Raw genomic sequence first — 24,100 nt, forward strand, 5'->3', positions numbered from 1 at the left:
ACTCCCGCTCAGTCCTTGCCCAGTACGAAGGATGTCTGGGCCTTCGGGAAGCCCGGAGCCTGTGCCTCCACGAGGTAGGTGTCGGCCGTCGCCGAACCCGCCTTCGGGGTGGCGCACTCGGGGGCGGACACCTTGCGGTCCCACTCGAAGGTGTACGTGATGCTGTCGCCGCCGGAGACGCGGAACAGCAGACCCGCCGTGTTCTTGGGGCAGTCGGCCGAGGACCAGATGTCGTCGTCGCTGCTCGTCTGCGTGATCGTCACGACGGCCGTCTTCGGACCGAGGTCGATCTTGCAGTCGTTGGCGGAGGAGTTCCTGGCGACCAGCTGGAAGGTGGGCGTCTCGTCGGGCGCGTAGGTGTTCTGGACACTGCGCAGGCTCAACTGGACGACACCGGCGGTGCAGTTGGGCAGGGTGGAACCGGCCGGAAGGGTATCTCCGCTGCCTACGCTGCCGTTGACGCCGTCGTCGGTGCCGGCGGAACCACCACCTGTACCGGCGGAACCGCTGCCACCGCCGGACGCGCCGGCACCACCAGAGCCACCGGAACCGCCCGAGCTCCCGGAGCCGCCCGAGCCGGAACCCGAGTCCGAGCCGCCGGTGTCCGTACTCCCAGAGCTCCCCGACTCGTCGCGCCCGCCCGGGGCTTGACTGATCGCGGGCCCCGAACCGGACGGTCCCGGGGTGATCGTCTGCACGGGATCCTTGCCGTTGGCGCCGTCCGTACCGTTTTTGCCGCCTCCGCCGCCGGAGGCGACGATCCAGATGACCACCAGCATCAACAGGGCGAGCACGGACAGCAGAACGGCCCTCCGTCGCCAGTAGATGGAGGAGGGAAGCGGCCCGACCGGATTGCGCATAGATCCCACGGCGCAAACTGTACGAGAGATCGGACAGTTCACTCGCCCCACCCGCCGCCGTGCGCCAACTTTTCCGGATCATCATCCCGGCGACAGGGGTGGGTGACATGGGTGAACTGGTGCCGGAGGGGGAGCAGTTCATGCGCCGGCCCCCACCCTCGGCCCGTCCGGCGTCCCCAGCGGCACCTCTTCAGGGCAGGCCCGCACCTTCAGCCCGTCCGGCGCAGGCCGCGTTTCCCACCCACCCGCCCGTTCACCGCTTCTGTCCAGCCCAGGCCGCACCCTCAGCCCGTCCGGCGTTTGAGGACAAGGCCCCTTCAGGGCCGAAGGGGGGTCTGGGGGCACAGCCCCCAGGAACGGGATGGGACGGGTAGGGGCGGCGGGGGCGAAACAACCCGGCCGTACCGCACCGCATCGCACACCCCCGCACCCCCACATGGCAGGATCGGACCCGCCATGACTGCGCCCACGAAACCCCCGCACCGCGACGCCGACACCACACCCCTCCCCACCCCCATCGCCGACGGCACCCCCCTCCACTCCCCCGTCATCGACTGGTTCGACGAACACGCCCGCGACCTCCCCTGGCGGCGCCCGGACGCCGGCCCCTGGGGGGTGATGGTCAGCGAGTTCATGCTGCAGCAGACCCCCGTAGGCCGCGTACTGCCCGTCTACGAGCAGTGGCTCGCCCGCTGGCCCCGCCCCGCCGACCTCGCCGCCGCCCCCTCCGGCGAGGCCGTCCGCGCCTGGGGCAGGCTCGGCTACCCCCGCCGCGCCCTGCGCCTGCACGGCGCCGCCGTCGCCATAACGGAACGCCACGGTGGCGACGTACCCACCGACCACACCCAGCTGCTCGCCCTGCCCGGCATCGGCGAGTACACCGCCGCGGCCGTCGCCTCCTTCGCCTACGGCCAGCGGCACGCCGTACTGGACACGAACGTCCGCCGGGTCTTCGCCCGTGCCGTCACCGGCGTCCAGTACCCCCCGAACGCCACGACCGCCGCCGAACGCAAGCTGGCCCGCGCCCTGTTGCCGGACGACGAGCCGGTGGCCGCCCGCTGGGCCGCGGCCTCCATGGAGCTGGGGGCACTCGTCTGCACGGCCAGGAACGAGACCTGCCACCGCTGTCCGATCGCCGGCCTGTGCGCCTGGCGGCTCGCCGGGAAGCCCGAGCACGAGGGCCCTGCGCGCCGCGGTCAGACGTACGCGGGCACGGACCGCCAGGTACGCGGCAAGCTGCTCGCCGTACTCCGCGAAGCCCACACCCCCGTACCGCAGGCCGCGCTCGACAGCGTGTGGCACGAGCCGGTCCAGCGCGCGCGGGCCCTCGACGGCCTCGTCTCCGACGGTCTGGTCGAGCCCCTGCCGGGTGGCCTGTACCGGCTGCCGCACAGCTGAGACAGTCCGGCCGCCCTGCACAGCCGAGTCACAAGCCCGGCCTCCTGTAACGACCCGATGCCGCTGTCCCGACACACCCACCCAGCCCCCAAATCGCCCCAAACAACCACCAATTACCCTGCCCGCTTACCCCTTCCCTATTTCCGTTACACAACCGACGGACAGCCGAGCGCTCCCCGAAGGCTGACTCGGACACCCCCGTGACAACAGCTCCGTAGCTTCATCCCTGTACGGACCACAGGGCAGTGAAGGCCGACCGGCAGGGCGGGTCGGAAACGGGGACGGAGGCGGTCGGGATGGCGCAGCAGGGCGAGGTGCTCGAGTTCGAGGAGTACGTCCGCACACGGCAGGACGCGCTGTTGCGCAGCGCCCGTCGACTGGTCCCGGACCCTGTCGACGCGCAGGACCTGCTGCAGACGGCGCTCGTGCGGACGTACGGCCGCTGGGACGGCATAGCGGACAAGCGGCTCGCGGACGCCTACCTCCGCCGGGTGATGATCAACACCCGGACCGAGTGGTGGCGGGCGCGCAAGCTGGAGGAAGTCCCCACCGAGCAGCTCCCGGACGCGTGTGTCGACGACTCCACCGAGCAGCACGCGGACCGCGCGCTTCTCATGGATGTCATGAAGGTTCTCGCTCCCAAGCAGCGCAGTGTCGTCGTGCTGCGACACTGGGAGCAGATGTCCACGGAGGAGACGGCCGCCGCCCTCGGCATGTCGGCCGGAACGGTCAAGAGCACGCTGCACCGGGCGCTCGCCCGGCTCCGGGAGGAGCTGGAGGCCCGCGATCTGGACGCACGCGCTCTGGAGCATGAGGAGCGGGAGCGTTGCGCGGCCTAGGCACAGGGGCGACCGGTCCCGGGGTCCCACGGGCGGGGACAGGAACAGGGGCAGGGACACGGCCACAAGCGACCGATCCGGGCGCCGCCCCACCCCCTGGCCAGGATCAGGGCCAGGGTCGGGGTCAGGATCAGGGCCGGAGTCCGGGTCCTGGCCGCGCCGGTGCGGGCGCCCAGGGGTGGCAGGGTCATGGTGCGGGGCTGCTCATGGGGCCGGCGTTGTCCGCCCCCGCGCGGCGGGCCTTTCAGGCGGTGATCACGGCGACGGCCGTGCTCGCCGCCCTCGCCCTTTTCGCCTCCGCCTGCGCCACCGGCGGCACCGGAGCCCGTGACGAGGGCCCGGCGGGCGCCGACGCCGTCGCGGGCAAGCTGAACCCCACCCCCATGGCCTCCGCGTACGCCACTCCGGACGACGTGGACGCCGTCAAACTCGTCGAGGACGATCCGGGGGTCGCGGCCTCGGTCAAGCGCGCACTGAAGCCGTGCGTGGGGGACGAGTACCCGGTCGACGTTTCGTACGGGGACCTGACCGACGGAGCCGCCGACGACGTCGTCGTCAACGTCATGACCTGCAGCGATGCCGTCGGTGTCGGTTCCTACGTGTACCGCGAGGCGGGTGACGGGTACCGGAACGTCTTCAGGGCCGAGGAGTCCCCGGTGTACGCGGAGATAGACCGCGGCGACCTGGTGGTCACCAAGCAGGTCTACAAGAAGGACGACCCGGTGACGAGCCCGTCGGGCGAGAATGTGATCACCTATCGCTGGACGGCCGGCCGCTTCGCCCTGGAGTACCGCACGCACAACGAGTACAGCGGCGCGGTCGACGGCGACGCACCGACGACGGCCCCGAACTGACCCGCCCCACCAACCAGCACCACCAGCGCCCGCACCCGCTGGACCAAGCTGTACCGCCGCCACACACAAGACGAGAACTGAGAGCACCCGGGATGGCAGACCAGACCCACGTCCTCTTCGTCGAGGACGACGACGTCATCCGCGAGGCCACCCAACTCGCCCTGGAGCGGGACGGTTTCGCGGTCACGGCGATGCCCGACGGGCTGTCGGGCCTGGAGGCGTTCCGCGCGGACCGCCCCGACATCGCCCTCCTGGACGTCATGGTGCCGGGCCTCGACGGGGTCAGCCTGTGCCGCCGTATCCGCGACGAGTCCACCGTGCCGGTGATCATGCTGTCGGCGCGCGCCGACTCGATCGACGTGGTCCTGGGCCTGGAGGCGGGCGCCGACGACTACGTCACGAAGCCCTTCGACGGTGCTGTCCTGGTCGCTCGGATCCGCGCGGTCCTGCGTCGTTTCGGTCATGCGAGCGGCCCGAACGCGACGCCCCCGGAGGGCAGCTCGCCCGTGACCGGCGGGGTGCTGGTCTTCGGTGACCTGGAGATCGACACCGAGGGCATGGAGGTCCTCAAGGAGGGCCGGCCGGTGGCCCTGACGCCGACCGAGATGCGGCTGCTGCTGGAGTTCTCGTCCGCGCCGGGCACGGTCCTCTCCCGCGACAAACTCCTCGAACGCGTGTGGGACTACGGCTGGGGCGGTGACACCCGCGTCGTCGACGTCCATGTGCAGCGCCTCCGTACGAAGATCGGCCAGGACCGGATCGAGACGGTCCGCGGCTTCGGCTACAAGTTGAAGGCCTGAGCCGCCCCATGCGCTCCTTCGGACTCACTCGGTTCACGGGCATCCACACCGGGCTCAGATGGAAGCTGAGTGCCGCCATCACGCTGGTCGGCGCGCTCGTGGCGGTCACGCTCAGCCTGGTCGTGCACAACGCGGCCCGGGTGTCGATGCTGGACAGCGCGCGCGACCTCGCGGACGAACGCGTCCTGATCGGGCAGAGCAACTACAACCTGTCGGGGCGGCCCAACTTCCCCGGCATCAAGGTCGACGACCCGAACCTGCCCGAGGAACTGCGGGAGAAGGCCGCGCAGGGCCGCCGGGCGACCTATGTGACCGACCGGCCGGACGGGGTGCCGGACATCTGGGCGGCCGTACCGCTCAAGGACGGCCACATCATGTCGCTGCACACCGGGTTCACCGACCGCAGTACGGACATCATGGCCGACCTCGACCAGGCGCTGATCATCGGCTCGATCGCCGTCGTCCTCGGCGGCAGCGCGCTGGGGGTGCTCATCGGCGCCCAGTTGTCGCGCCGGCTGCGCAAGGCGGCGGCCGCCGCGAACCAGGTCGCCAGGGGCGAGACGGACGTACGGGTGCGGGACGCCATCGGCGGTGTCGTGCGCGACGAGACGGACGACCTCGCGCGGGCGGTGGACGCGATGGCGGACACCCTGCAGCAGCGGCTGGAGGCGGAACGGCGGGTCACCGCCGACATCGCGCACGAGCTGCGTACGCCGGTGACGGGTCTGCTGACGGCGGCCGAACTCCTGCCGCCCGGGCGCCCGACGGAGCTGGTCCTGGACCGGGCGCAGGCCATGCGCACGCTGGTCGAGGACGTCCTGGAGGTGGCCCGTCTCGACGGCGCGTCGGAGCGGGCCGAGCTGCAGGACATCATGCTGGGCGAGTTCGTGGCCCGCCGGGTGCTCGCGAAGGACCCGGAGATCGCCGTGCACGTGGTGCACGAGTCGGAGGTCACGACCGATCCGCGTCGGCTGGAGCGCGTGCTGTTCAACTTGCTGGCCAACGCGGCACGGCACGGCAAGGCGCCCATAGAGGTCTCCGTCGAGGGCCGGGTCATCCGCGTACGCGACCATGGCGCCGGGTTCCCCGAGGACCTGCTGGCGGACGGCCCGAGCCGCTTCCGTACGGGGAGCAGTGACCGTTCGGGACACGGCCACGGTCTGGGCCTCACCATCGCCGCAGGCCAGGCCCGAGTCCTGGGCGCCCGCCTGACGTTCCGCAACATACGCCCACCGGGCGCCCCGGACGACGTCCCCGCAGAGGGCGCGGTAGCAGTCCTGTGGCTCCCGGAACACGCCCCGACGAACACGGGCAGCTACCCGATGATGCCGCGCACGAAAAGCTGAGGGGCCTCTCCGAGGGGTACGTCTGTCTCCCCAGGCCGCGTGTTTCCCACCCACCCACCCGTTCACCGCATCTGTCCAGCGCGGGCCGGGGAGTTCTGGCCGGGCCGGGCCCGGGGACCGAGGGCGAGGTTGGTTCAGCGCAGGCCGCGTGTCCCACCCGTTCACCGCATCTCACCAGCGCGGGCGGCCCTCTCAGCGCAGGCCCGCACATCCAGCCCGCCCGGCGCCTTCTCAGCGCAGGCCCGCACATCCAGCCCGCCCGGCGCCTTCTCAGCGCCGGCCCGCACATCCAGCCCGCCCGGCGCCTTCTCAGCGCCGGCCCGCATCTCCAGCCCGTCCGGCGATTGAGGACAAGGCCCGTTCAGGGCCGGAGCGGGGGTCTGGGGGCGCAGCCCCCAGGAGGAGCAGGACACCCCGGGGCGCAGGGACACCCCGGGGACCTTCAACACCTCTCAAAAGCACCCGCAGCCATCAAACCGCCTCAACCACAGCCCCACCCTTGACCGCAGCCGCGGCACCCGCACCCTTCTCCGGCCCCGCCCCCTTCAGCGGAACCTCCTTCACGAACACCGCCGCCACCAGCACCACGACCGCCGCCACAGCCCCCACCAGGAACGCCGAGTGCGTCCCCGAGGACACCGCGTACTGGTACGCCTCCCGCGCCGCCGCCGGCAACTTCGCCAGGCTCGCCGCATCAAGCTGCGCCGACGACTCGGTCACTTTGGACCCCAGCGCCCCGGCCCGCTCGCTCATCACGTCCTGCACCCGGCTGTTGAACAGCGCCCCCATGATCGCGACCCCGAACGAGGACCCGAGCGTACGGAACAGCGTGGTCGTGGAGGACGCCACGCCCATGTCCTTCATCTCGACGCTGTTCTGCGCGACCAGCATGGTGATCTGCATCAGACAGCCGAGGCCCGCCCCCACCACCGCCATGTACACACCGGACGTCACCCGCGAGGTCTCCGTGTCCATCTGCGCGAGCAGGTACAGCCCGACACTCAGCAGCACACCACCGGCCAGCGGGAACACCTTGTACTTGCCGCTGCCCGTCGTCACCCGCCCCGCGACCATGGACACGACCATCATCGCCGCGAGCATCGGAAGGAGCAGCAGCCCGGAGTTGGTCGCGGACGCGCCCTGTACGGCCTGCTGGTACAGCGGCAGGAACAGCACGGCGCCGAACATCGCGAACCCGGTGATGAAGCCGATGATCGACATCAGCGTGAAGTTGCGGTTGCGGAAGATGTGGAGCGGAATGATCGGCTCGGCGGCCTTCGTCTGCCAGAACACGAACCCGACGAGCGAGGCGACACCGATCCCGATGAGCTCCATGATCATGGCGGAGCCCCACGCGTACTCCGAACCGCCCCAGGTGGTGACGAGCACGATCGAGGTGATGCCGACGGTCAGCAGCGCGACGCCCGGATAGTCGATCCGCGTCTTCGCCCGCTTCTTCGGCAGGTGCAGCACAGCGCTGATGGCGGCGAGCGCCACGACACCCAGCGGCAGGTTGATGTAGAACGACCAGCGCCAGCCCAGGTGGTCCGTGAGCGCGCCGCCGACCAGCGGTCCGCCGATCATGGCGAGCGCCATCACGCCGGCCATCATGCCCTGGTACTTGCCACGCTCACGCGGCGGAATGAGGTCCCCGATGATCGCCATGACGCCGACCATCAGGCCGCCCGCACCGAGCCCCTGCACGGCGCGGAAGCCGATCAGCTGTCCCATGTCCTGGGCCATACCGCTGAGCGCCGACCCGATCAGGAAGAGCACGATCGAGCTCATGAAGACGCCCTTGCGCCCGTACATGTCGCCGAGCTTGCCCCAGATGGGGGTGGAGGCGGCGGTGGCGAGCGTGTAGGCGGTCACGACCCACGCCAGGTGCTCGAGCCCGCCCAGTTCACCGACGATCGTCGGCATCGCGGTGCCGATGATCATGTTGTCCAGCATCGCGAGCATCATCGCGATCATGAGCGCGAGCAGTACCACCCGCACACTTCGCGGCTGCTTGCCCGACCCATGCCCCTCAACCTGGCCAGCCTGCTCAACCTGGCCAGCCTGCGCGGCATCCTCAGCATGCTCACCCTGCCCGGTCTGTTCGTCCACAACCGCTCGTTTGTCCGCCATCGTCTCCGACCCAATCCCCCACGAACTCCCACTTACTTGCCGACCGGCAAGTTGGCTACACTGGGGAAGCTAGACCCCTAACTAGCCGGGCGTCAAGTAAGTTTTCTCCCAAGGGCACTCCGAGGACACTCCCGAGGGCCTTCAGAAGCAGAAGCCGGAGTACGGGCATGGACCGCACCAAGCAGCGCCGTCGCGGGGACACCCGCCAGCGCATCCAGGACGTGGCGCTCGAACTCTTCGCCGAACAGGGCTACGAGAAGACCTCGCTACGTGAGATCGCCGAGCGCCTCGACGTCACGAAGGCGGCGCTCTACTACCACTTCAAGACCAAGGAAGAGATTATCGTCAGCCTGTTCGAGGATCTGACGAAGCCGATCGAGGAACTGATCGAGTGGGGCCGCCAGCAGCCCCACACCCTCGCCATGAAGCAGGAGATCGTACGCCGCTACAGCGAGGCCCTCACTGCAGCGGCCCCCCTCTTCCGCTTCATGCAGGAGAACCAGGCGACGGTACGGGACCTGAGCATCGGCGACATGTTCAAGTCCCGGATGCTCGGTATGCGGGAGATCATCATCGACCCGGAGGCCCCCCTGGTCGACCAGGTCCGCTGCATCAGCGCGATGTTCACGCTGCACGCCGGGATGTTCGTACTCCAGGACCTCGCGGGCGACGCCGACGCGAAGCGCGAGGCGGTCCTGGAGGTCGCGATCGGCCTGGTGACCCAGGCTCACGAGGGCGCGGCACAACTTTCGTAACCGCACGACCCGCTGGACAGCCGCGCTGCCCCACGCGTCAGACAGTCACGCCCTTGCCGCGCAGAAACGCGACGGGGTCGATGGCGGACCCGTAGTTCGCGGTCGTACGGATCTCGAAGTGCAGGTGCGGCCCGCTGGAGTTGCCCGTGTTGCCGGACAGGGCGATGCGCTGCCCGGTGGCCACGACCTGGCCGACCTTCACGTTGATCCGCGAGAGATGGGCGTACTGCGAGTAGGTCCCGTTGCCGTGCTTGATGACGACGGCGTTGCCGTACGCCGGTCCGTCACCGGCGCCGTTGCCGCCGGCCTTGACGACCGTGCCGCCGTGCGCAGCGACGACCTTGGTACCGCTCGGCACGGCGAAGTCCTGGCCGGAGTGGGTGGACGACCACATGGTGCCGGCCTGGTTGAAGCTGGCGCTGAGCTTGTACTTCTTCACCGGGTCCACCCAGGAGGCGGCCTTCTTGGCGGCGACCTGAACCTGGACGGCACCGGTCGAGGCGGTCACACCGGTCCCGGCGGCAGCCGCGACCCCGGCAGCTCCCAGGACGACCGAGGCCCCGAGCCCGGCGGCCAGGACCGAGACGCGGGAGACGCGGGAGACACGAGCCGTACGGGACTCACGGGACGGGGTGGTGGCGCGCTGGAACATCGAGACCTCATGGGGACGGGGACAGAAAAGCCACCCGGCACGAGCGATCCCGCCGGATGGGCAATCCCTTGGTAACCCGGAGGCCCGCCTGTCCCCAAACCCCCCATCTACGACACAAGGTCGTAGACACTCTCAAACTTACCTACTTCTTGACATAGCAACCGGCGCCGTCACACCGCACAAACCACCGTCCACCCGCACCCCCTTCCCCCACTAATTACGTTAGTAACGGACATTTCGCCTGTGCATCATGTCACCGGCCCGCAAGATCCATGAGCGCCCGAATAAACCCGCTCCGGCTACTGGCACCTCGCCGCTACCCGTGAGTAATGTGCCCTTCTCGTCAGCGCCACTCACCCCCGCAAGCATGCCTCTGACAGGTGCATGCCCGGGCACCGCACTGCCCTACGTGAGAGGACCCCATCCCGATGACAACAGGCTCCTGGACGCCCTGGACCCGCCGTATCGGTCTGACCGCTGCCGCCGCGGTCGCCGCGGTGACACTGGCCGGCCCCGGCACCGCCGAGGCCGCCACCACCGCGACCTCCACCACGACCGCGTCGGCAGCCGCTGCCGAGGACGTCAGCTACGCCACCTGGCAACAGGACTGCCAAGCCGTGATGGACCAGGCGCTGCCCTATCTGAAGCAGCGCATAGCCGCCGCCTCCACGAGTGAGAAGCCGGCGATCGTCTTCGACATCGACAACACCACCCTGGAGACCGACTTCGGCTTCAGCTACCCGTCCCCGGCCAACGCTCCCGTGCTGAAGGTGGCCCAGTACGCCCAGGACCACGGCGTAGCCCTCTTCTTCGTCACCGCGCGCCCGGACATCATCAAGCCGTTCACGCAGTACAACCTCACGCACGTCGGCTACGACGTGACCGGGCTCTACGTCCGTAATCTGATCGACCTCTTCAAGAACGTGGCCGACTACAAGACCGCGCAGCGCGTCGACATCGAGTCCAAGGGCTACACGATCATCGCCAACATCGGGAACAGTGCCACCGACCTGTCGGGCGGCCACGCGGAGAAGACGTACAAGCTGCCTGACTACGACGGCCAGCTGTCGTAGGTCGCTCACCAGGGCATGCGAGAGGGGCCGGTGCTGGAAGCACCGGCCCCTCTTCTTCGGCTCAACCCCGGAGGGTCACGCCTCCTTGCTCAGGTTCGGTCCGGCACCGCCGGCCGCCTGCTCGATCGGCGGGACGTCGGGCAGCGCCGACTTCTCCTCACCCCGGAAGGTGAAGGTCGCGGTCTCACCCTCGCCCTCCGTGTCGACGACCACGATGTGACCGGGGCGCAGCTCACCGAAGAGGATCTTCTCGGAGAGCGTGTCCTCGATCTCGCGCTGGATCGTGCGACGCAGCGGGCGGGCGCCCATGACGGGGTCGTAACCCTTCTTGGACAGCAGCTCCTTGGCGGCCTGGGAGAGCTCGATGCCCATGTCCCGGTCCTTGAGGCGCTCGTCCACCTTGCCGACCATCAGGTCGACGATCTCGAGGATGTCGGCCTGCGTGAGCTGCGGGAAGACGACGACGTCGTCGACGCGGTTGAGGAACTCGGGGCGGAAGTGCTGCTTGAGCTCGTCCGAGACCTTGTTCTTCATGCGCTCGTAGTTGGACTTCTTGTCACCGGAGGCCGCGAAGCCCAGGTTGAAGCCCTTCGAGATGTCCCGCGTGCCGAGGTTGGTCGTCATGATGATGACCGTGTTCTTGAAGTCCACGACCCGGCCCTGGGAGTCGGTCAGCCGACCGTCCTCCAGGATCTGCAGCAGCGAGTTGAAGATGTCCGGGTGGGCCTTCTCGACCTCGTCGAAGAGGACGACGGAGAACGGCTTGCGGCGGACCTTCTCGGTCAGCTGGCCGCCCTCTTCGTAACCCACGTATCCGGGCGGGGAACCGAAGAGACGCGACACCGTGTGCTTCTCGCTGAACTCCGACATGTCGAGGGAGATCAGCGCGTCCTCGTCACCGAAGAGGAACTCGGCCAGGGCCTTGCTCAGCTCGGTCTTACCGACACCGGACGGGCCGGCGAAGATGAACGAACCACCGGGGCGCTTCGGGTCCTTCAGACCGGCACGCGTACGACGGATCGCCTTCGAGAGTGCCTTGACGGCGTCCTTCTGGCCGATGACCCGCTTGTGGAGCTCGTCCTCCATGCGCAGCAGGCGGCTCGACTCCTCCTCGGTCAGCTTGAAGACCGGGATGCCGGTGGCGGTCGCCAGGACCTCGGCGATCAGCTCGCCGTCGACCTCGGCGACGACGTCCATGTCGCCGGCCTTCCACTCCTTCTCCCGCTTGGCCTTCGCGGCGAGGAGCTGCTTCTCCTTGTCACGGAGAGAGGCGGCCTTCTCGAAGTCCTGCGAGTCGATCGCGGACTCCTTGTCGCGGCGCACGCCGGCGATCTTCTCGTCGAACTCGCGCAGGTCCGGCGGTGCGGTCATCCGGCGGATGCGCATCCGGGAACCGGCCTCGTCGATGAGGTCGATCGCCTTGTCGGGCAGGAACCGGTCCGAGATGTACCGGTCGGCGAGCGTCGCCGCCTGCACCAGGGCCTCGTCGGTGATCGAGACGCGGTGATGCGCCTCGTACCGGTCGCGCAGACCCTTGAGGATCTCGATCGTGTGGGGGAGGGAAGGCTCCGCCACCTGGATCGGCTGGAAGCGGCGCTCGAGGGCCGCGTCCTTCTCGAGGTGCTTGCGGTACTCGTCGAGCGTGGTCGCACCGATGGTCTGGAGCTCACCACGGGCCAGCATCGGCTTGAGGATGGAGGCCGCGTCGATGGCTCCCTCGGCGGCACCCGCGCCGACGAGCGTGTGCAGCTCGTCGATGAACAGGATGATGTCGCCTCGGGTGCGGATCTCCTTGAGGACCTTCTTCAGGCGCTCCTCGAAGTCACCGCGGTACCGGGAGCCGGCGACGAGCGCGCCGAGGTCCAGGGTGTAGAGGTGCTTGTCCTTGAGGGTCTCGGGCACTTCGCCCTTGACGATGGCCTGGGCGAGACCCTCGACGACGGCGGTCTTGCCGACGCCGGGCTCACCGATGAGGACCGGGTTGTTCTTCGTACGGCGGGACAGCACCTGCATGACCCGCTCGATCTCCTTCTCGCGCCCGATGACCGGGTCGAGCTTGGATTCGCGGGCCGCCTGGGTGAGGTTCCGGCCGAACTGGTCGAGGACCAGGGACGTCGAGGGGGTGCCCTCGGCAGGACCGCCACTGGCGCCGGCGGTCTCCTTGCCCTGGTAACCGGAGAGCAGCTGGATGACCTGCTGCCGCACCCGGTTGAGGTCTGCGCCCAGCTTGACGAGGACCTGGGCGGCGACGCCCTCGCCCTCGCGGATCAGGCCGAGCAGGATGTGTTCCGTGCCGATGTAGTTGTGGCCCAGTTGAAGGGCCTCGCGGAGCGACAGCTCCAGGACCTTCTTGGCACGGGGGGTGAAGGGGATGTGCCCGGACGGAGCCTGCTGGCCCTGCCCGATGATCTCCTCCACCTGCTGGCGGACCGCCTCGAGCGAAATCCCGAGGCTCTCCAGGGCCTTAGCGGCGACACCCTCACCCTCGTGGATCAGGCCCAGGAGGATGTGCTCGGTGCCGATGTAGTTGTGGTTGAGCATCCGGGCTTCTTCCTGAGCCAGGACGACAACCCGCCGCGCGCGGTCGGTGAACCTCTCGAACATCGTTAATCGCTCCTCAGAGCGGTCAGGCAGTAAGGGGACGCTCCCCTCCCTGTCCTTCCGCAGCTTAGTCCCGCAAGCGGGGACCGCTCATTCCAACTGCCGACACCGGACCGAGAACCAACACAGCCTCCTGACCCCGTACGCCGACATATGCTCCAACCCGATCGTGCGAGACGATGTTCCCGCAGGCCAGGCAGTTACCCTCACTATCAGTACGCCGATGGCGAACGTGAGACGGCCTTTTCTGCGCGTCGCCCCCTCCCACTAGGGATGTCTTACCCGTACGGACTGACACTCCATGCCGGATGCACGGGTTCCCTCCGCTACGGGCGAACAACCTTGCGCCGCCGAACTCCTCTGCGCACCCCCGGAATCGCCACTCTGTGCGCCCACGGGGACACCCAGCGTAACTCGCGGCCTCTCCCGGCGGTTGGCTTTGGCATGGCGCCCACGGTTCCCCTTCCTCGTCGCCCTCTTGATACGGACGACACCACGAGTGATCTCACGCGCGGCACCAGCAGTGACGACACGGGTGATGTCCGCCGTTGGTACGAGAACGAACTGGGGTGGGCGACAGTGCCCGGTTCCGGTGGTGCCGGATGTCCGCTGCTGCTGGCCGTGGGCCCGTCCTTCGACGTGCTGGACGTGCCGGCACAAGCGGGCCTCGCGGCGCTGCGCCACCGGGGGCAGTTGCGGGCGCCGGTCTCCCCGGTGGCCCTGCGGGCGGAGCGGATGCTGCTGCTGGTGGCCCCGGGCAGCGCGGACGAGTTGCCGGGGCTGCTGGACTGGCTGGAGTGGGGCGGGCTCACACCGGAGCTGAAGGCGATCGGCGCGGGCGGCCGTATCGAGGCGCCCCGGCCACCCGGATTCCCCGTGCCACCCGGATTCCCCGTGCCACCCGGGCTTCCCACGCCGCCCGGCCTGCCCGCACTGCCGGGGCTCGCCGAGACGGGCGATTCCCCGGGCCCCGCAAAACCGCAGGGGGCCGCTGTCTGGCTGCGGCCCCCTGAAACAGGATGCGGGACCGTAATCCCGCTGCCGACGATGTCGGCCCTGGGGGGCGTCGGAGGCGCCCCCGATCTCGTACGGCTGGTGGACACGTTGGCGACGCAATGCCATCGCATCCGACTGCGGCGCGCGTGCGCTCAGCCGTTGGCCTTCTCGTAAGCCTCACGAATGGACGCGGGAACACGGCCACGGTCATTGACCTCGTAACCGTTCTCCTTCGCCCAAGCACGGATCTGCGCGGTGTCCTGGCTGCCGCCGGTAGCGACGCGCACCTTTCCACGCCCACCCGAAGCACGGCCTCCGGTACGACGGCCGCCCTTGACGTAGGCATCGAGGAGACCGCGAAGCTTGTCGGCATTGGCAGTCGTGAGGTCGATCTCGTACGTCTTGCCGTCCAACGCGAACGTCACGGTCTCGTCGGCCTCGCCGCCGTCGAGGTCGTCGACAAGAAGGACCTGAACCTTCTGTGCCACCGGATTTCCTTTCATCGATAACTCGGGAGCCGGCCTGCGGCATGCGCCGCCGATTCGCGTCCCCTGTTATATGCAGTACTGCAGTACATCGGAAAGCAAACCGCTTTTGCGTGAAAAACACAAACCCCCGGGAGAGACCGACCGTCCCGCCATGGACCGGAAACGTGCGCGTTTCGGACATAGGGAACCCGGGCAGGGCGGCTCACAGAATTGCCCGATGCCCGATCACAGATGCAGAAGCATCCGGCTGTTGCCCAAGGTGTTCGGTTTCACTCGTTCGAGACCGAGGAACTCCGCGACGCCCTCGTCATAGGAACGCATCAGCTCGGCGTAGACATCGGTGTCAACCGGTGTCTCGCCGATCTCCACGAAGCCGTGCTTCCCGAAGAAGTCCACTTCAAAGGTCAGACAGAAAACGCGACGAACACCGAGCCAGCGGGCGGTCTGCAGCAACTTCTCCAGCAACTGATGCCCGACACCGGAACCTCTGAGGTCGGGGTTCACGGCAAGAGTGCGGACTTCGGCAAGGTCTTCCCACATGACGTGGAGTGCGCCGCAGCCCACGACCTCACCGTTGTCGTCGCGTTCCGCGACCCAGAACTCCTGGATGTCCTCGTAAAGGGTCACCGTCGCTTTGTCGAGCAGGATACGGCCACGGACGAACGAGTCAAGGAGTCCGCGTACGGCCTGGACATCGCTGGTCCTGGCCCGCCGGACGGTGATGGCTTTCGCGGTGACTTCGGGACGGATCGCTGACATGAGCGGACGCTATCGCCCGGTGGGGTCCTGGACCGAGGCGGGGTTCTCGTAGGCGGTATGTTCCGCGGCTTCCGCCTGTTCCGCGCGTTCCGTCTGTTCGGGCTCTCGGGGCTGTTCGACCTGTTCCGGCCCTTGGACGATGCGAACGGCATCCCTGAGGGCGATCCGCTGTTCTTCGCTCATCATGCCGAAGAAGGCGACGAGAGCGGCGGCGGGGTTGTCACTCTGCGACCACGCGTCGTTCATCAGCGCGGCGGCGTAGGCGGCACGGGTGGAGACCGCCTCATATCGATAGGCCCGGCCTTCCGCCTCGCGACGGACCCAGCCCTTCTGATGGAGATTGTCCAAAACGGTCATCACCGTGGTGTAGGCGATGGACCGTTCCTGCCGAAGGTCTTCCAGGACTTCTCGAACGGTGACCGGGCGGTTCCACTTCCACACCCGCGTCATGACCGCGTCTTCGAGTTCTCCCAATGGGCGAGGCACAACTCAGCACACTAGTGGGAGAAACGGTGCATAGCGCGAGGGACGTGCGCTTTCACCGTCAAACACCTACGAAACGGGGCGATCCTGTCCGGCCTGCCGGGTCTGCTCGGCCCGGGCGAGGGTGGCGTCGACGACGGCGTCCTCCTTGGCCTTGTTGGCACCGCCCTGACTCTTCACCATCGTCACGATCACGGCGATGAAGAGCACGGCCATCACTACGGGGGGCACGAGCGCGGAGACGTAGTCCATGGGGACCAGAGTAGCCAGGGCCGACGAAAGGCCCGGGCAGGGGGGCCCGGGCCTTTCGGTGTTCTGGGTTCCTCGGTGTTCTGGGCCTTCGGTGGTCTGGGTTCTGCTCAGCCCGCGGCGAGTTGCTGTGGGGGATTCGCCGGCGGTGTCGGCTTGCGGCGCGGGAAGACCTCGCCCGGGGTGGGGACGGGACGGGCGGGCCTGGGGGCGTCGGGCGCGGGCCGCGGCGCTGGTGCGGGCCGTTCCTGGGGCCGCTTCTCCGCGGGCTTCTCACCGGGCTTCCTGGCGGGCTCCTGGGCGGCGAGACCGCCGGGCAGGGCCAGGAGGCGGGTACGGGAGGCGGGCACCGTGGGGGTGACCGGCGCGCGGCCGGCCGTTCTGGCACCCAGCCTGGCCCGTACGTCCCGCTCCGCGTGCCGCATACAGCGGTCCAGGAGGGTGGCGGCGACCGGGTTCCCCCGCAGCGCCCGGAGGGCGGCGAGGTCGTCCGGGTCCGGTCGGTACCCGGCACCCAGCGCCTCCTCCAGGAGCGTGAGGTAGCCGGCGGCGGTTCCGGGCAGGGCGGCGCGGTAGCGGGCGAGGTCGGCCACGAGGAAGGCCCGCAGCCTGATCCCCTCGTGCGCCGCCTCGTCGACGGACTCGGCGAGCCGGAGACAGTCCTGGACGTCCTCTGCGGAGACGGGGCCGGGGTGGAGGGCGAGGGCGAGGGCACGACGGAGCACACGCAGCTCCTCCGCACCGAACGCCATGCCGCCGCGAGATCCGAATGGCGTGGGCATGCGGCGACGATACGCGCTAATCAGACAAATTCGACATCGAGAGAGGGCGTGGCGCAGGGGTCCACCCGGGTGGACCTGCCGTGAAGCCGCCAGGGGACCTGCCGTGGACCCGCACCGCGGTCACATACGGGACACGTTCCGCTCGTAGACCAGCCGCAGCCCGATCAGCGTCAGCCACGGTTCGTGCTCGTCGATCACCGACGCCTCGCCCAGCACCATCGGCGCCAGGCCGCCCGTGGCGATCACCGTCACGTCGTCCGGGTCCTCGGCCAGCTCCTTCGCCATCCGGGTCACCACACCGTCCACCTGACCGGCGAACCCGTAGATGATGCCCGCCTGCATCGCCTCGACCGTGTTCTTGCCGATCACCGCCCGGGGCCGCGCCACCTCGATCTTCCGGAGCTGCGCCCCCTTCACCCCCAGCGCCTCGACCGAGATCTCGATCCCGGGCGCGATGACCCCGCCGACGTACTCCCCGCGCGCGGACACCGCGTCGAACGTGGTCGCCGTACCGAAGTCGACGACGATCGCGGGGCCGCCGTAGAGCTCGACGGCGGCGACCGCGTTGATGATGCGGTCCGCGCCGACCTCCTTGGGGTTGTCGGTGAGGATCGGTACGCCCGTCTTCACACCGGGTTCGACCAGCACCGCCGGCACGTCGCCGTAGTACCGCCGCGTCACCTCGCGCAGCTCGTGCAGCACCGACGGCACGGTCGCGCAGATGGCGATGCCGTCGATGCCGTCGCCCAGCTCGTCCCCGAGGAGGGGGTGCATGCCCATGAGGCCCTGGAGGAGGACCGCGAGCTCGTCGGCGGTGCGGCGCGCGTCCGTGGAGATGCGCCAGTGCTCGACGATCTCGTCGCCGTCGAAGAGCCCTAGGACGGTGTGCGTGTTTCCCACGTCGATGGTCAGCAGCATGGCCGTGTACCTACTCCGCCGCTCGCAGGTCGAGACCGATGTCGAGGATCGGCGAGGAGTGGGTGAGGGCGCCGACCGCCAGGTAGTCGACGCCGGTGTCGGCGTATTCCTTGGCGTTCTTCAGGATGAGCCGGCCGGAGACCTCCAGCACCGCGCGGCCGTCGACGATCGCGACGGCCTCGTCGCACTCGCCGGGGGTGAAGTTGTCCAGAAGGATCAGGTCGGCGCCCGCGTCGACGACCTCACGCAGCTGGTGCAGCGTGTCGACCTCGACCTCGATCGGTACCTCCGGGAAGGCGTCCCGTACGGCCTTGAAGGCCTGGGCGACGCCGCCGGCGGCCACCACGTGGTTGTCCTTGACGAGCGCCGCGTCCGACAGGGACATGCGGTGGTTGACGCCGCCGCCGCAGCGGACCGCGTACTTCTCCAGGGACCGAAGGCCGGGAGTCGTCTTGCGGGTGTCGCGGACCCGCGCCTTGGTGCCCTCCAGGACGTCCGCCCACGCGCGCGTGGCGGTCGCGATGCCGGACAGGCGGCACAGGAGGTTGAGGGCGCTGCGCTCGGCCGTCAGAAGGTCACGGGTGCGGGTCGTGACGCTGAGCAGCTTCTGACCGGCCTCCACGCGGTCGCCGTCCTCGACGTGCCGCTCGACCTCGAACTCGTCGGTGCAGACGACGGAGACGACCGCCTCGGCGATCCTGAGGCCGGCCACGACGCCTCCCTCGCGGGCGGTGAAGTCGGCGGTGGCGCGGGCCTCCTCGGAGATGGTCGCGACGGTCGTCACGTCCACGCCGTGGTCGAGGTCCTCCTGGATGGCGACGTTGGCGATGTCCTCGACCTCAAGGGGGTCAAGGCCGGCGTCGGCGAGGAGGGCAGCGAGCGCGGGGTCGAGGCCGCACTCCATGTACTCGTCTGCCGTGTCGGAGGCAGCGCCACAGGCGCAGCCGTCACCGCAGCCGCCGCTCTGGGCGAGGGGAAGGTCGGGGGTGCTCACTTCTGTCACTGCTCCTGGGGACGGTGCTCCGGCTGATGATGCCGGGTCGGGGGGAAGTCTGCGGTGTCGGTGGTGTGTACGGCCAGCGTCCGGTCGGGATTCAGCCGTACGACGATGTGGCGGTGCCAGGTCGTGTCGTCGCGCTCGGCGTGGTCCTCGCGCCAGTGGCAGCCGCGGGTCTCCTCGCGCAGGCGGGCGGCGGCGACCAGGACCCGGGCCACGCACAGGAGGTTGGTGGACTCCCAGGTGTCGACGCCGGGCTCGGCGGTCTTGCCGTTCTCGTCGAGGGCGTCCCGGGCGTCCGCGTGGAGCTGCTGGAGCGCCGCCGCGGCGGTGTCCAGGGAGGCGGCGGAGCGCAGGACGCCGGCGCCCTCGGTCATGATGCGCTGGATCGCGAAGCGGGCCTCGGGCGCGAGCAGCGGGTGCGCGGGCTTCTCGGGGTGCGGGACGGGTGCGGGCACACGCGCGTGGAGGCCGTTTTCGGCGTGGGCCTCGGTGATGTCGGCGACGATGCGCTCGGCGTAGACCAGTCCCTCCAGGAGGGAGTTGGAGGCGAGCCGGTTGGCGCCGTGGACGCCGGTACAGGCGACCTCGCCGCACGCGTACAGGCCGGGGACGGTCGTGCGGCCCCGGGAGTCGGTGCGGACGCCGCCGGAGGCGTAGTGGGCGGCCGGGGCGACCGGGACGGGCTCGGTGACCGGGTCGATGCCGTGGGCGCGGCAGGAGGCGAGGATCGTCGGGAAGCGGTTCTCCCACATGTGGGCGCCGAAGTGCCGGGCGTCCAGGAACATGTGTTCGGCGCCCTGCTCCTGCATGCGGCGCATGATGCCCTTGGCGACGATGTCCCGGGGCGCGAGTTCGCCGAGTTCGTGCTGGCCGGTCATGAAGCGCACGCCGTCGGCGTCGACGAGATGGGCGCCCTCGCCGCGTACCGCCTCGGAGACGAGCGGCTGCTGGCCCTCGGCGTCGGCGCCCAGGAAGAGCACCGTGGGGTGGAACTGGACGAACTCCAGGTCGCTGACCTCGGCGCCGGCGCGCAGGGCGAGGGCGACGCCGTCGCCGGTCGACACGGACGGGTTGGTGGTCGCCGAGAAGACCTGGCCCATGCCGCCGGTGGCGAGGACCACGGCGGGCGCGTGGACGGCTCCCACGCCGTCGTGCTGGCCCTCTCCCATGACGTGCAGGGTCACGCCCGCCGTACTGCCGTCGGCATCCGTCAGGAGGTCCAGGACGAGCGCGTTCTCGACCGTGCGCAGTCCCCGCGCGCGGACCGCCTCTACGAGCGCGCGGGAGATCTCCGCGCCGGTCGCGTCACCGCCGGCGTGCGCTATCCGGCGGCGGTGGTGGCCGCCCTCGCGGGTCAGTTCCAGGCCACCTTCGGAGGACTCGTCGAAGTGGGCGCCGGTCTCGATGAGCCGCCGTACGGCGTCCGGTCCCTCCGTGACGAGGATCCGTACGGCCTCCTCGTCGCACAGGCCCGCGCCGGCCACCAGGGTGTCGTCCAGGTGCTGTTCGGGTGTGTCGCCCTCGCCGAGGGCCGCCGCGATGCCGCCCTGGGCCCAGCGGGTGGAGCCGTCGTCGAGGCGTGCCTTGGTGACGACGACCGTCCTGAGACCGGCCGCGTCGCAGCGCAGGGCCGCGGTGAGCCCGGCGACACCGGAGCCGACGACCACGACGTCCGCGGTCAGGGCCCAGCCGGGGGCTGGGGCGTGCAGCCGTATGCCGGTGGAGGTGTCGGCGCGTTGGCCGGCGGTGGGGCCTGTGGTGCTCACGAGGCGGCTCCGGGGGTTCCGAAATGGAGAGGGATGTTGTCGATCAGCCGGGTCGTCCCGACCTTGGCTGCGACGGCGAGGACGGCTTCGCCCGTGAAGTCGTCCGGGATCTCGGTGAAGTCGGCGGGGTCGACCAGGGCGAGGTAGTCGAGGACCAGCGGGGGCCGGAGGCGGGCCGCGTCGTCCAGCAGGAGGCGGGCGGCGGCCCGGACGGCGGCGGGGCCGCCGCCGGGGACCTTCGCGACGGCGTGCGCGTCGGCGGCGGCGCGGGATTCGCCGATCGCGCTGAGGGCCTGGGCACGCGCGCGCGTGGCGGGCACTTCGCGGGCCCGCGCGCGCAGCGCCTCCTGGGCGGCGTGCCGGTCACTGCCGGCGAACAGTGCCTGGGAGAGCGCGAGCGCCGTACGCCGCTCCTCCGGGGACAGATAGCGGTTACGGCTGGACAGTGCCAGGCCGTCGGCCTCGCGGACGGTCGGGACGCCGACGATCTCCACGCCGAAGTTCAGGTCGCGGACCATCCGGCGGATCATCGCGAGCTGCTGGGCGTCCTTCTGCCCGAAGAAGGCCACGTCGGGCCGGGTGAGGTGAAGCAGCTTGCCGACGACGGTGAGGACCCCGTCGAAGTGCCCGGGGCGGGTGGCGCCCTCCAGCCGTTCCCCCATGGGGCCCGCGCTGATCCGCACCTGGGGTTCGCCGCCGGGGTAGACCTCCTCCACGGAGGGGGCGAACACGGCGTCCGCGCCGGCCTGTTCGGCGAGTTCGACGTCGGCGTCGAGGGTGCGCGGGTAGCGGTCGAGGTCCTCGCCCTTGCCGAACTGGAGGGGGTTCACGAAGACGGTGACGGTCACGAAGCCCTTGGGGCCGACGTGTTCGCGGGCGGCCCGGATCAGGGTGGCGTGGCCTTCGTGGAGGGCGCCCATGGTCATGACGACGGCGTTGTGCCCCGGCACCCCGATGTGGCCGTGGGCGTCCGCCAGGCCGTCGGTGTCGGCCAGGATTCCCCAGAAACGGCTGCTCATCGGTCTCCCCCGTCGCTGTCGGTGCTGTCGGGGTGCGCGGGCGGGCTGGTGCTCCCCGCGAGTACCCCGAGGAGGTCCTCGGCCAGCTCCGGCTTGAGCAAGCCGTGCGCCAGGGCGCGGTCGGCGGTCGCCCGGGCCATCGCCAGGTAGGCGGGGACGCTCTGCGGGGAGTGCTTGCGCAGCTCCGCGACATGGGCGGCGACGGTGCCCGCGTCCCCGCGCGCGACGGGCCCGGTGAGCGCCGCGTCCCCGGAGCGCAGCGCGTTGTCCAGGGCGGCGCCCAGCAGTGGGCCCAGCATCCGGTCGGGGGCGTCGACGCCGGCCGCGCGCAGCAGGTCCATGGACTCGGCGACCAGCGTCACCAGGTGGTTCGCGCCGAGGGCGAGGGCCGCGTGGTAGAGCGGGCGGCTCTCCTCGGCGATCCATTCGGGCTCGCCGCCCATCTCGATGACGAGGGCTTCGGCGGCCAGCCGCAGCTCGGGGAGCGCGGTGACCCCGAAGGAGCACCCGGCGAGCCGCTGGACGTCCACGGGAGTGCCGGTGAACGTCATGGCGGGGTGCAGGGCCAGGGGCAGCGCGCCGGCCCGCAGGGCGGGGTCCAGGACCTTCGCGCCGTACCGCCCGGAGGTGTGCACGAGCAGCTGTCCCGGGCGTACGGCGCCGGTCTCGGCGAGTCCCTCCACCAGGCCGGGCAGGGCGTCGTCGGGGACGGTCAGCAGGACCAGGTCGGCGCGCTCCATGACCTGGGCGGGCGACACGACGGGCACGTCCGGGAGCAGCTCGGCGGCTCTGCGGACGGAGGCGTCGGAGACCGCGGAGACGGCCACCGGACGGTGCCCGGCGAGTTGCAGGGACGCGGCCAGCGCGGGGCCCACGCGTCCGGCGCCGATCACGCCGACGGTGAGCCGGGCGGGGCGGTCCCTGGGGTCTGCCTGTTGGAATGTACTCACTCGACGACGGCCTTCCCGTTCCAGTCCGCTCGGGGTACCGGACGATGTACCGGACGATTTCTCGTCATGTTAACGCGATTGGTCCGACGGGCGTCCGGTTGTCCACAGGCTGTGGGCGCCCGGGCGCCGTCCGTGCGCGGGCCCGGGTGCCCGCCCGAATCCCGCGCGCGGGATGATTCCGGGCATGAGCGATACAGCTGGGCAGGCGGAAGAACAGACGGAACAGCAGGTGGAGCAGCAGGTGGAGCAGTCGGCGGACCGGCTGCGGGAGCGGCGCCGGGTGGTGCTGGGGGAGGCGCAGCGCATCCTGTCGCGCGGAGGGTTCACCGGCACGATCCGGCAGCGGCTCGCGGCGCTGGCGGAGGCGGCGCCCGAGGTGTACGACGTCGACGAGACCGCGGACATGTACGGCAACGGGGTCGTGGCGGCCCTGGAGGAACGTATCGCCACCCTGCTGGGCACGGAGGGCGCCGCGTTCTTCCCCACGGGCACGATGGCCCAGCAGGTGGCCCTGCGCTGCTGGGCGGCCCGAACCGGCAACCCCACGGTCGCCCTGCACGCCCTGGCCCACCCCGAGGTGCACGAGCGGAACGCGTTCAGCCAGGTCAGCGGGTTGCGTACGGTACGTCTGACCAGCGAGCCCCGGTTGCCCACCGCGGCCGAGGTGCGTGACTTCGAGGAGCCCTTCGGCACGCTGATGCTCGAGCTGCCGCTCCGGGACGCCGGGTTCGTCCTGCCCACCTGGGAGGAGCTGACCGAGGTCGTGGAGGCGGCGCGCGAGCGGGACGCGGTGGTGCATTTCGACGGAGCGCGTCTGTGGGAGACCACCGTCCACTTCGGGCGCCCCCTGGAGGAGATCGCGGCCCTGGCGGACAGCGTCTACGTGTCGTTCTACAAGTCCCTCGGCGGTTTCGGCGGCGCGGCGCTCGCCGGACCGAAGACGCTGGTGGAGGAGGCGAAGACCTGGCGGCACCGGTACGGCGGCATGATCTTCTCGCAGTTCCCCACGGTGCTGTCGTCGCTCGTCGGCCTGGAGCGGGAGCTGCCCCGGCTGCCGGAGTACGTGCGGCACGCGCGCGTGGTGGCCGCTGCGCTGCGGGAGGGTTTCGCCGCGGCCGGTGTGCCGTGGGCGCGCGTGCACCCCGAGGAGCCGCACACCCATCAGTTCCAGGTCTGGCTGCCGTACGACCCCGAGGTACTGGCTGAGGCGGCGGTGCGGCAGGCCGAGGAGACGGGGACCTGTCTGTTCGCCGCCAACTGGGGCCTCGGCGGGCCCGGCCTGGCCGTCACCGAGGTCACCGTCGCCGCCGCCGGCCTGGAGTGGACGGCGGACGACGTGAAGGCGGCGGTCGCGGAGTTCGTGGCGCGGCTGTAGGGGCCCG

23 protein-coding genes are annotated in these 24,100 nt (G+C 70.1%); 9 read left to right on the plus strand and 14 right to left on the minus strand.

Annotated features, from left to right (window positions below; all coding sequences use genetic code 11):
• Nucleotides 1-8: 8 nt before the first annotated feature.
• Complete coding sequence (locus OG241_RS24145; protein ID WP_405817788.1) at nucleotides 9-869, minus strand: hypothetical protein; 861 nt, start codon at nucleotides 867-869, stop codon at nucleotides 9-11.
• Between the two features lie 447 nt (nucleotides 870-1,316).
• Here OG241_RS24145 and OG241_RS24150 point away from each other — a divergent pair, with 447 nt between their 5' ends.
• From OG241_RS24150 to cseC, 5 genes are all read left to right on the plus strand, one after another.
• Nucleotides 1,317-2,258: an A/G-specific adenine glycosylase gene (locus tag OG241_RS24150; protein WP_405817789.1), complete on the plus strand. Its 942-nt coding sequence runs from the start codon at nucleotides 1,317-1,319 to the stop codon at nucleotides 2,256-2,258.
• Between the two features lie 296 nt (nucleotides 2,259-2,554).
• The gene (locus tag OG241_RS24155) at nucleotides 2,555-3,097 is read left to right on the plus strand and encodes a SigE family RNA polymerase sigma factor (RefSeq protein ID WP_006374267.1); all 543 of its coding nucleotides are present in this window, start codon (nucleotides 2,555-2,557) and stop codon (nucleotides 3,095-3,097) included.
• 206 nt (nucleotides 3,098-3,303) lie between these two features.
• Entirely contained in the window at nucleotides 3,304-3,951 is a 648-nt protein-coding gene (locus OG241_RS24160; protein WP_405817792.1) for a hypothetical protein, read from the plus strand.
• Between the two features lie 92 nt (nucleotides 3,952-4,043).
• The gene (gene cseB / locus OG241_RS24165) at nucleotides 4,044-4,751 is read left to right on the plus strand and encodes a two-component system response regulator CseB (protein ID WP_405817794.1); all 708 of its coding nucleotides are present in this window, start codon (nucleotides 4,044-4,046) and stop codon (nucleotides 4,749-4,751) included.
• 8 nt (nucleotides 4,752-4,759) lie between these two features.
• Nucleotides 4,760-6,097: a two-component system sensor histidine kinase CseC gene (cseC, locus tag OG241_RS24170; protein WP_405817796.1), complete on the plus strand. Its 1,338-nt coding sequence runs from the start codon at nucleotides 4,760-4,762 to the stop codon at nucleotides 6,095-6,097.
• A 471-nt stretch (nucleotides 6,098-6,568) separates the two neighbouring features.
• Here cseC and OG241_RS24175 read toward each other — a convergent pair whose 3' ends face one another.
• Entirely contained in the window at nucleotides 6,569-8,071 is a 1,503-nt protein-coding gene (locus OG241_RS24175; RefSeq protein WP_405826407.1) for an MDR family MFS transporter, read from the minus strand.
• Between the two features lie 323 nt (nucleotides 8,072-8,394).
• On the opposite strand from OG241_RS24175, the gene OG241_RS24180 reads away from it, so the two are divergent.
• Nucleotides 8,395-8,982, plus strand: coding sequence for a TetR/AcrR family transcriptional regulator (locus OG241_RS24180; RefSeq protein WP_405817798.1), 588 nt, complete (start codon nucleotides 8,395-8,397; stop codon nucleotides 8,980-8,982).
• A 37-nt stretch (nucleotides 8,983-9,019) separates the two neighbouring features.
• On the opposite strand, the gene OG241_RS24185 is transcribed toward OG241_RS24180, so the two are convergent.
• Nucleotides 9,020-9,634: a M23 family metallopeptidase gene (locus OG241_RS24185; RefSeq protein ID WP_405817800.1), complete on the minus strand. Its 615-nt coding sequence runs from the start codon at nucleotides 9,632-9,634 to the stop codon at nucleotides 9,020-9,022.
• 428 nt (nucleotides 9,635-10,062) lie between these two features.
• On the opposite strand from OG241_RS24185, the gene OG241_RS24190 reads away from it, so the two are divergent.
• Nucleotides 10,063-10,707, plus strand: a complete 645-nt coding sequence (locus tag OG241_RS24190; protein WP_405817801.1) for an HAD family acid phosphatase — start codon at nucleotides 10,063-10,065, stop codon at nucleotides 10,705-10,707.
• Between the two features lie 75 nt (nucleotides 10,708-10,782).
• Here OG241_RS24190 and OG241_RS24195 read toward each other — a convergent pair whose 3' ends face one another.
• Entirely contained in the window at nucleotides 10,783-13,311 is a 2,529-nt protein-coding gene (locus OG241_RS24195) for an ATP-dependent Clp protease ATP-binding subunit (protein WP_405817803.1), read from the minus strand.
• A 441-nt stretch (nucleotides 13,312-13,752) separates the two neighbouring features.
• Here OG241_RS24195 and OG241_RS24200 point away from each other — a divergent pair, with 441 nt between their 5' ends.
• Complete coding sequence (locus tag OG241_RS24200) at nucleotides 13,753-14,478, plus strand: SCO3374 family protein (RefSeq protein WP_405817805.1); 726 nt, start codon at nucleotides 13,753-13,755, stop codon at nucleotides 14,476-14,478.
• On the opposite strand, the gene OG241_RS24205 is transcribed toward OG241_RS24200, so the two are convergent.
• From OG241_RS24205 to OG241_RS24250, 10 genes are all read right to left on the minus strand, one after another.
• Nucleotides 14,457-14,792 carry an Lsr2 family protein gene (locus OG241_RS24205; protein ID WP_006383287.1) on the minus strand — a complete coding sequence of 112 codons (336 nt, stop codon included), beginning with the start codon at nucleotides 14,790-14,792 and terminating at the stop codon, nucleotides 14,457-14,459. The genes OG241_RS24200 and OG241_RS24205 overlap by 22 nt on opposite strands.
• Before the next feature lie 225 nt (nucleotides 14,793-15,017).
• On the minus strand, nucleotides 15,018-15,551 hold the full coding sequence (locus OG241_RS24210; protein WP_334594517.1) for an amino-acid N-acetyltransferase: 534 nt from the start codon (nucleotides 15,549-15,551) through the stop codon (nucleotides 15,018-15,020).
• Nucleotides 15,552-15,560: 9 nt separating this feature from the next.
• Entirely contained in the window at nucleotides 15,561-16,037 is a 477-nt protein-coding gene (locus OG241_RS24215) for a BlaI/MecI/CopY family transcriptional regulator (RefSeq protein WP_405817807.1), read from the minus strand.
• Nucleotides 16,038-16,103: 66 nt separating this feature from the next.
• The gene (locus tag OG241_RS24220) at nucleotides 16,104-16,286 is read right to left on the minus strand and encodes a hypothetical protein (RefSeq protein ID WP_006383270.1); all 183 of its coding nucleotides are present in this window, start codon (nucleotides 16,284-16,286) and stop codon (nucleotides 16,104-16,106) included.
• 107 nt (nucleotides 16,287-16,393) lie between these two features.
• Complete coding sequence (locus OG241_RS24225) at nucleotides 16,394-17,035, minus strand: hypothetical protein (RefSeq protein ID WP_405826408.1); 642 nt, start codon at nucleotides 17,033-17,035, stop codon at nucleotides 16,394-16,396.
• 150 nt (nucleotides 17,036-17,185) lie between these two features.
• Complete coding sequence (locus OG241_RS24230) at nucleotides 17,186-17,983, minus strand: type III pantothenate kinase (protein ID WP_105970850.1); 798 nt, start codon at nucleotides 17,981-17,983, stop codon at nucleotides 17,186-17,188.
• Nucleotides 17,984-17,993: 10 nt separating this feature from the next.
• A complete protein-coding gene (nadC, locus tag OG241_RS24235; protein ID WP_405817809.1) occupies nucleotides 17,994-18,977 on the minus strand; it encodes a carboxylating nicotinate-nucleotide diphosphorylase in 984 nt (327 codons plus the stop codon).
• Nucleotides 18,978-18,982: 5 nt separating this feature from the next.
• A complete protein-coding gene (locus OG241_RS24240) occupies nucleotides 18,983-20,749 on the minus strand; it encodes an L-aspartate oxidase (protein WP_405817811.1) in 1,767 nt (588 codons plus the stop codon).
• Nucleotides 20,746-21,768 carry a pantoate--beta-alanine ligase gene (gene panC, locus OG241_RS24245; RefSeq protein ID WP_405817812.1) on the minus strand — a complete coding sequence of 341 codons (1,023 nt, stop codon included), beginning with the start codon at nucleotides 21,766-21,768 and terminating at the stop codon, nucleotides 20,746-20,748. The genes OG241_RS24240 and panC overlap by 4 nt, the downstream gene beginning before the upstream one ends.
• A complete protein-coding gene (locus OG241_RS24250) occupies nucleotides 21,765-22,718 on the minus strand; it encodes a Rossmann-like and DUF2520 domain-containing protein (protein ID WP_405817814.1) in 954 nt (317 codons plus the stop codon). The genes panC and OG241_RS24250 overlap by 4 nt, the downstream gene beginning before the upstream one ends.
• Before the next feature lie 184 nt (nucleotides 22,719-22,902).
• Between OG241_RS24250 and OG241_RS24255 the strand changes: the two genes are divergently transcribed.
• On the plus strand, nucleotides 22,903-24,093 hold the full coding sequence (locus OG241_RS24255) for a threonine aldolase family protein (RefSeq protein WP_405817816.1): 1,191 nt from the start codon (nucleotides 22,903-22,905) through the stop codon (nucleotides 24,091-24,093).
• The last annotated feature ends 7 nt before the right edge of the window (nucleotides 24,094-24,100 follow it).

The organism is Streptomyces sp. NBC_01390 (assembly GCF_045040105.1).
Lineage (GTDB): Bacteria > Actinomycetota > Actinomycetes > Streptomycetales > Streptomycetaceae > Streptomyces.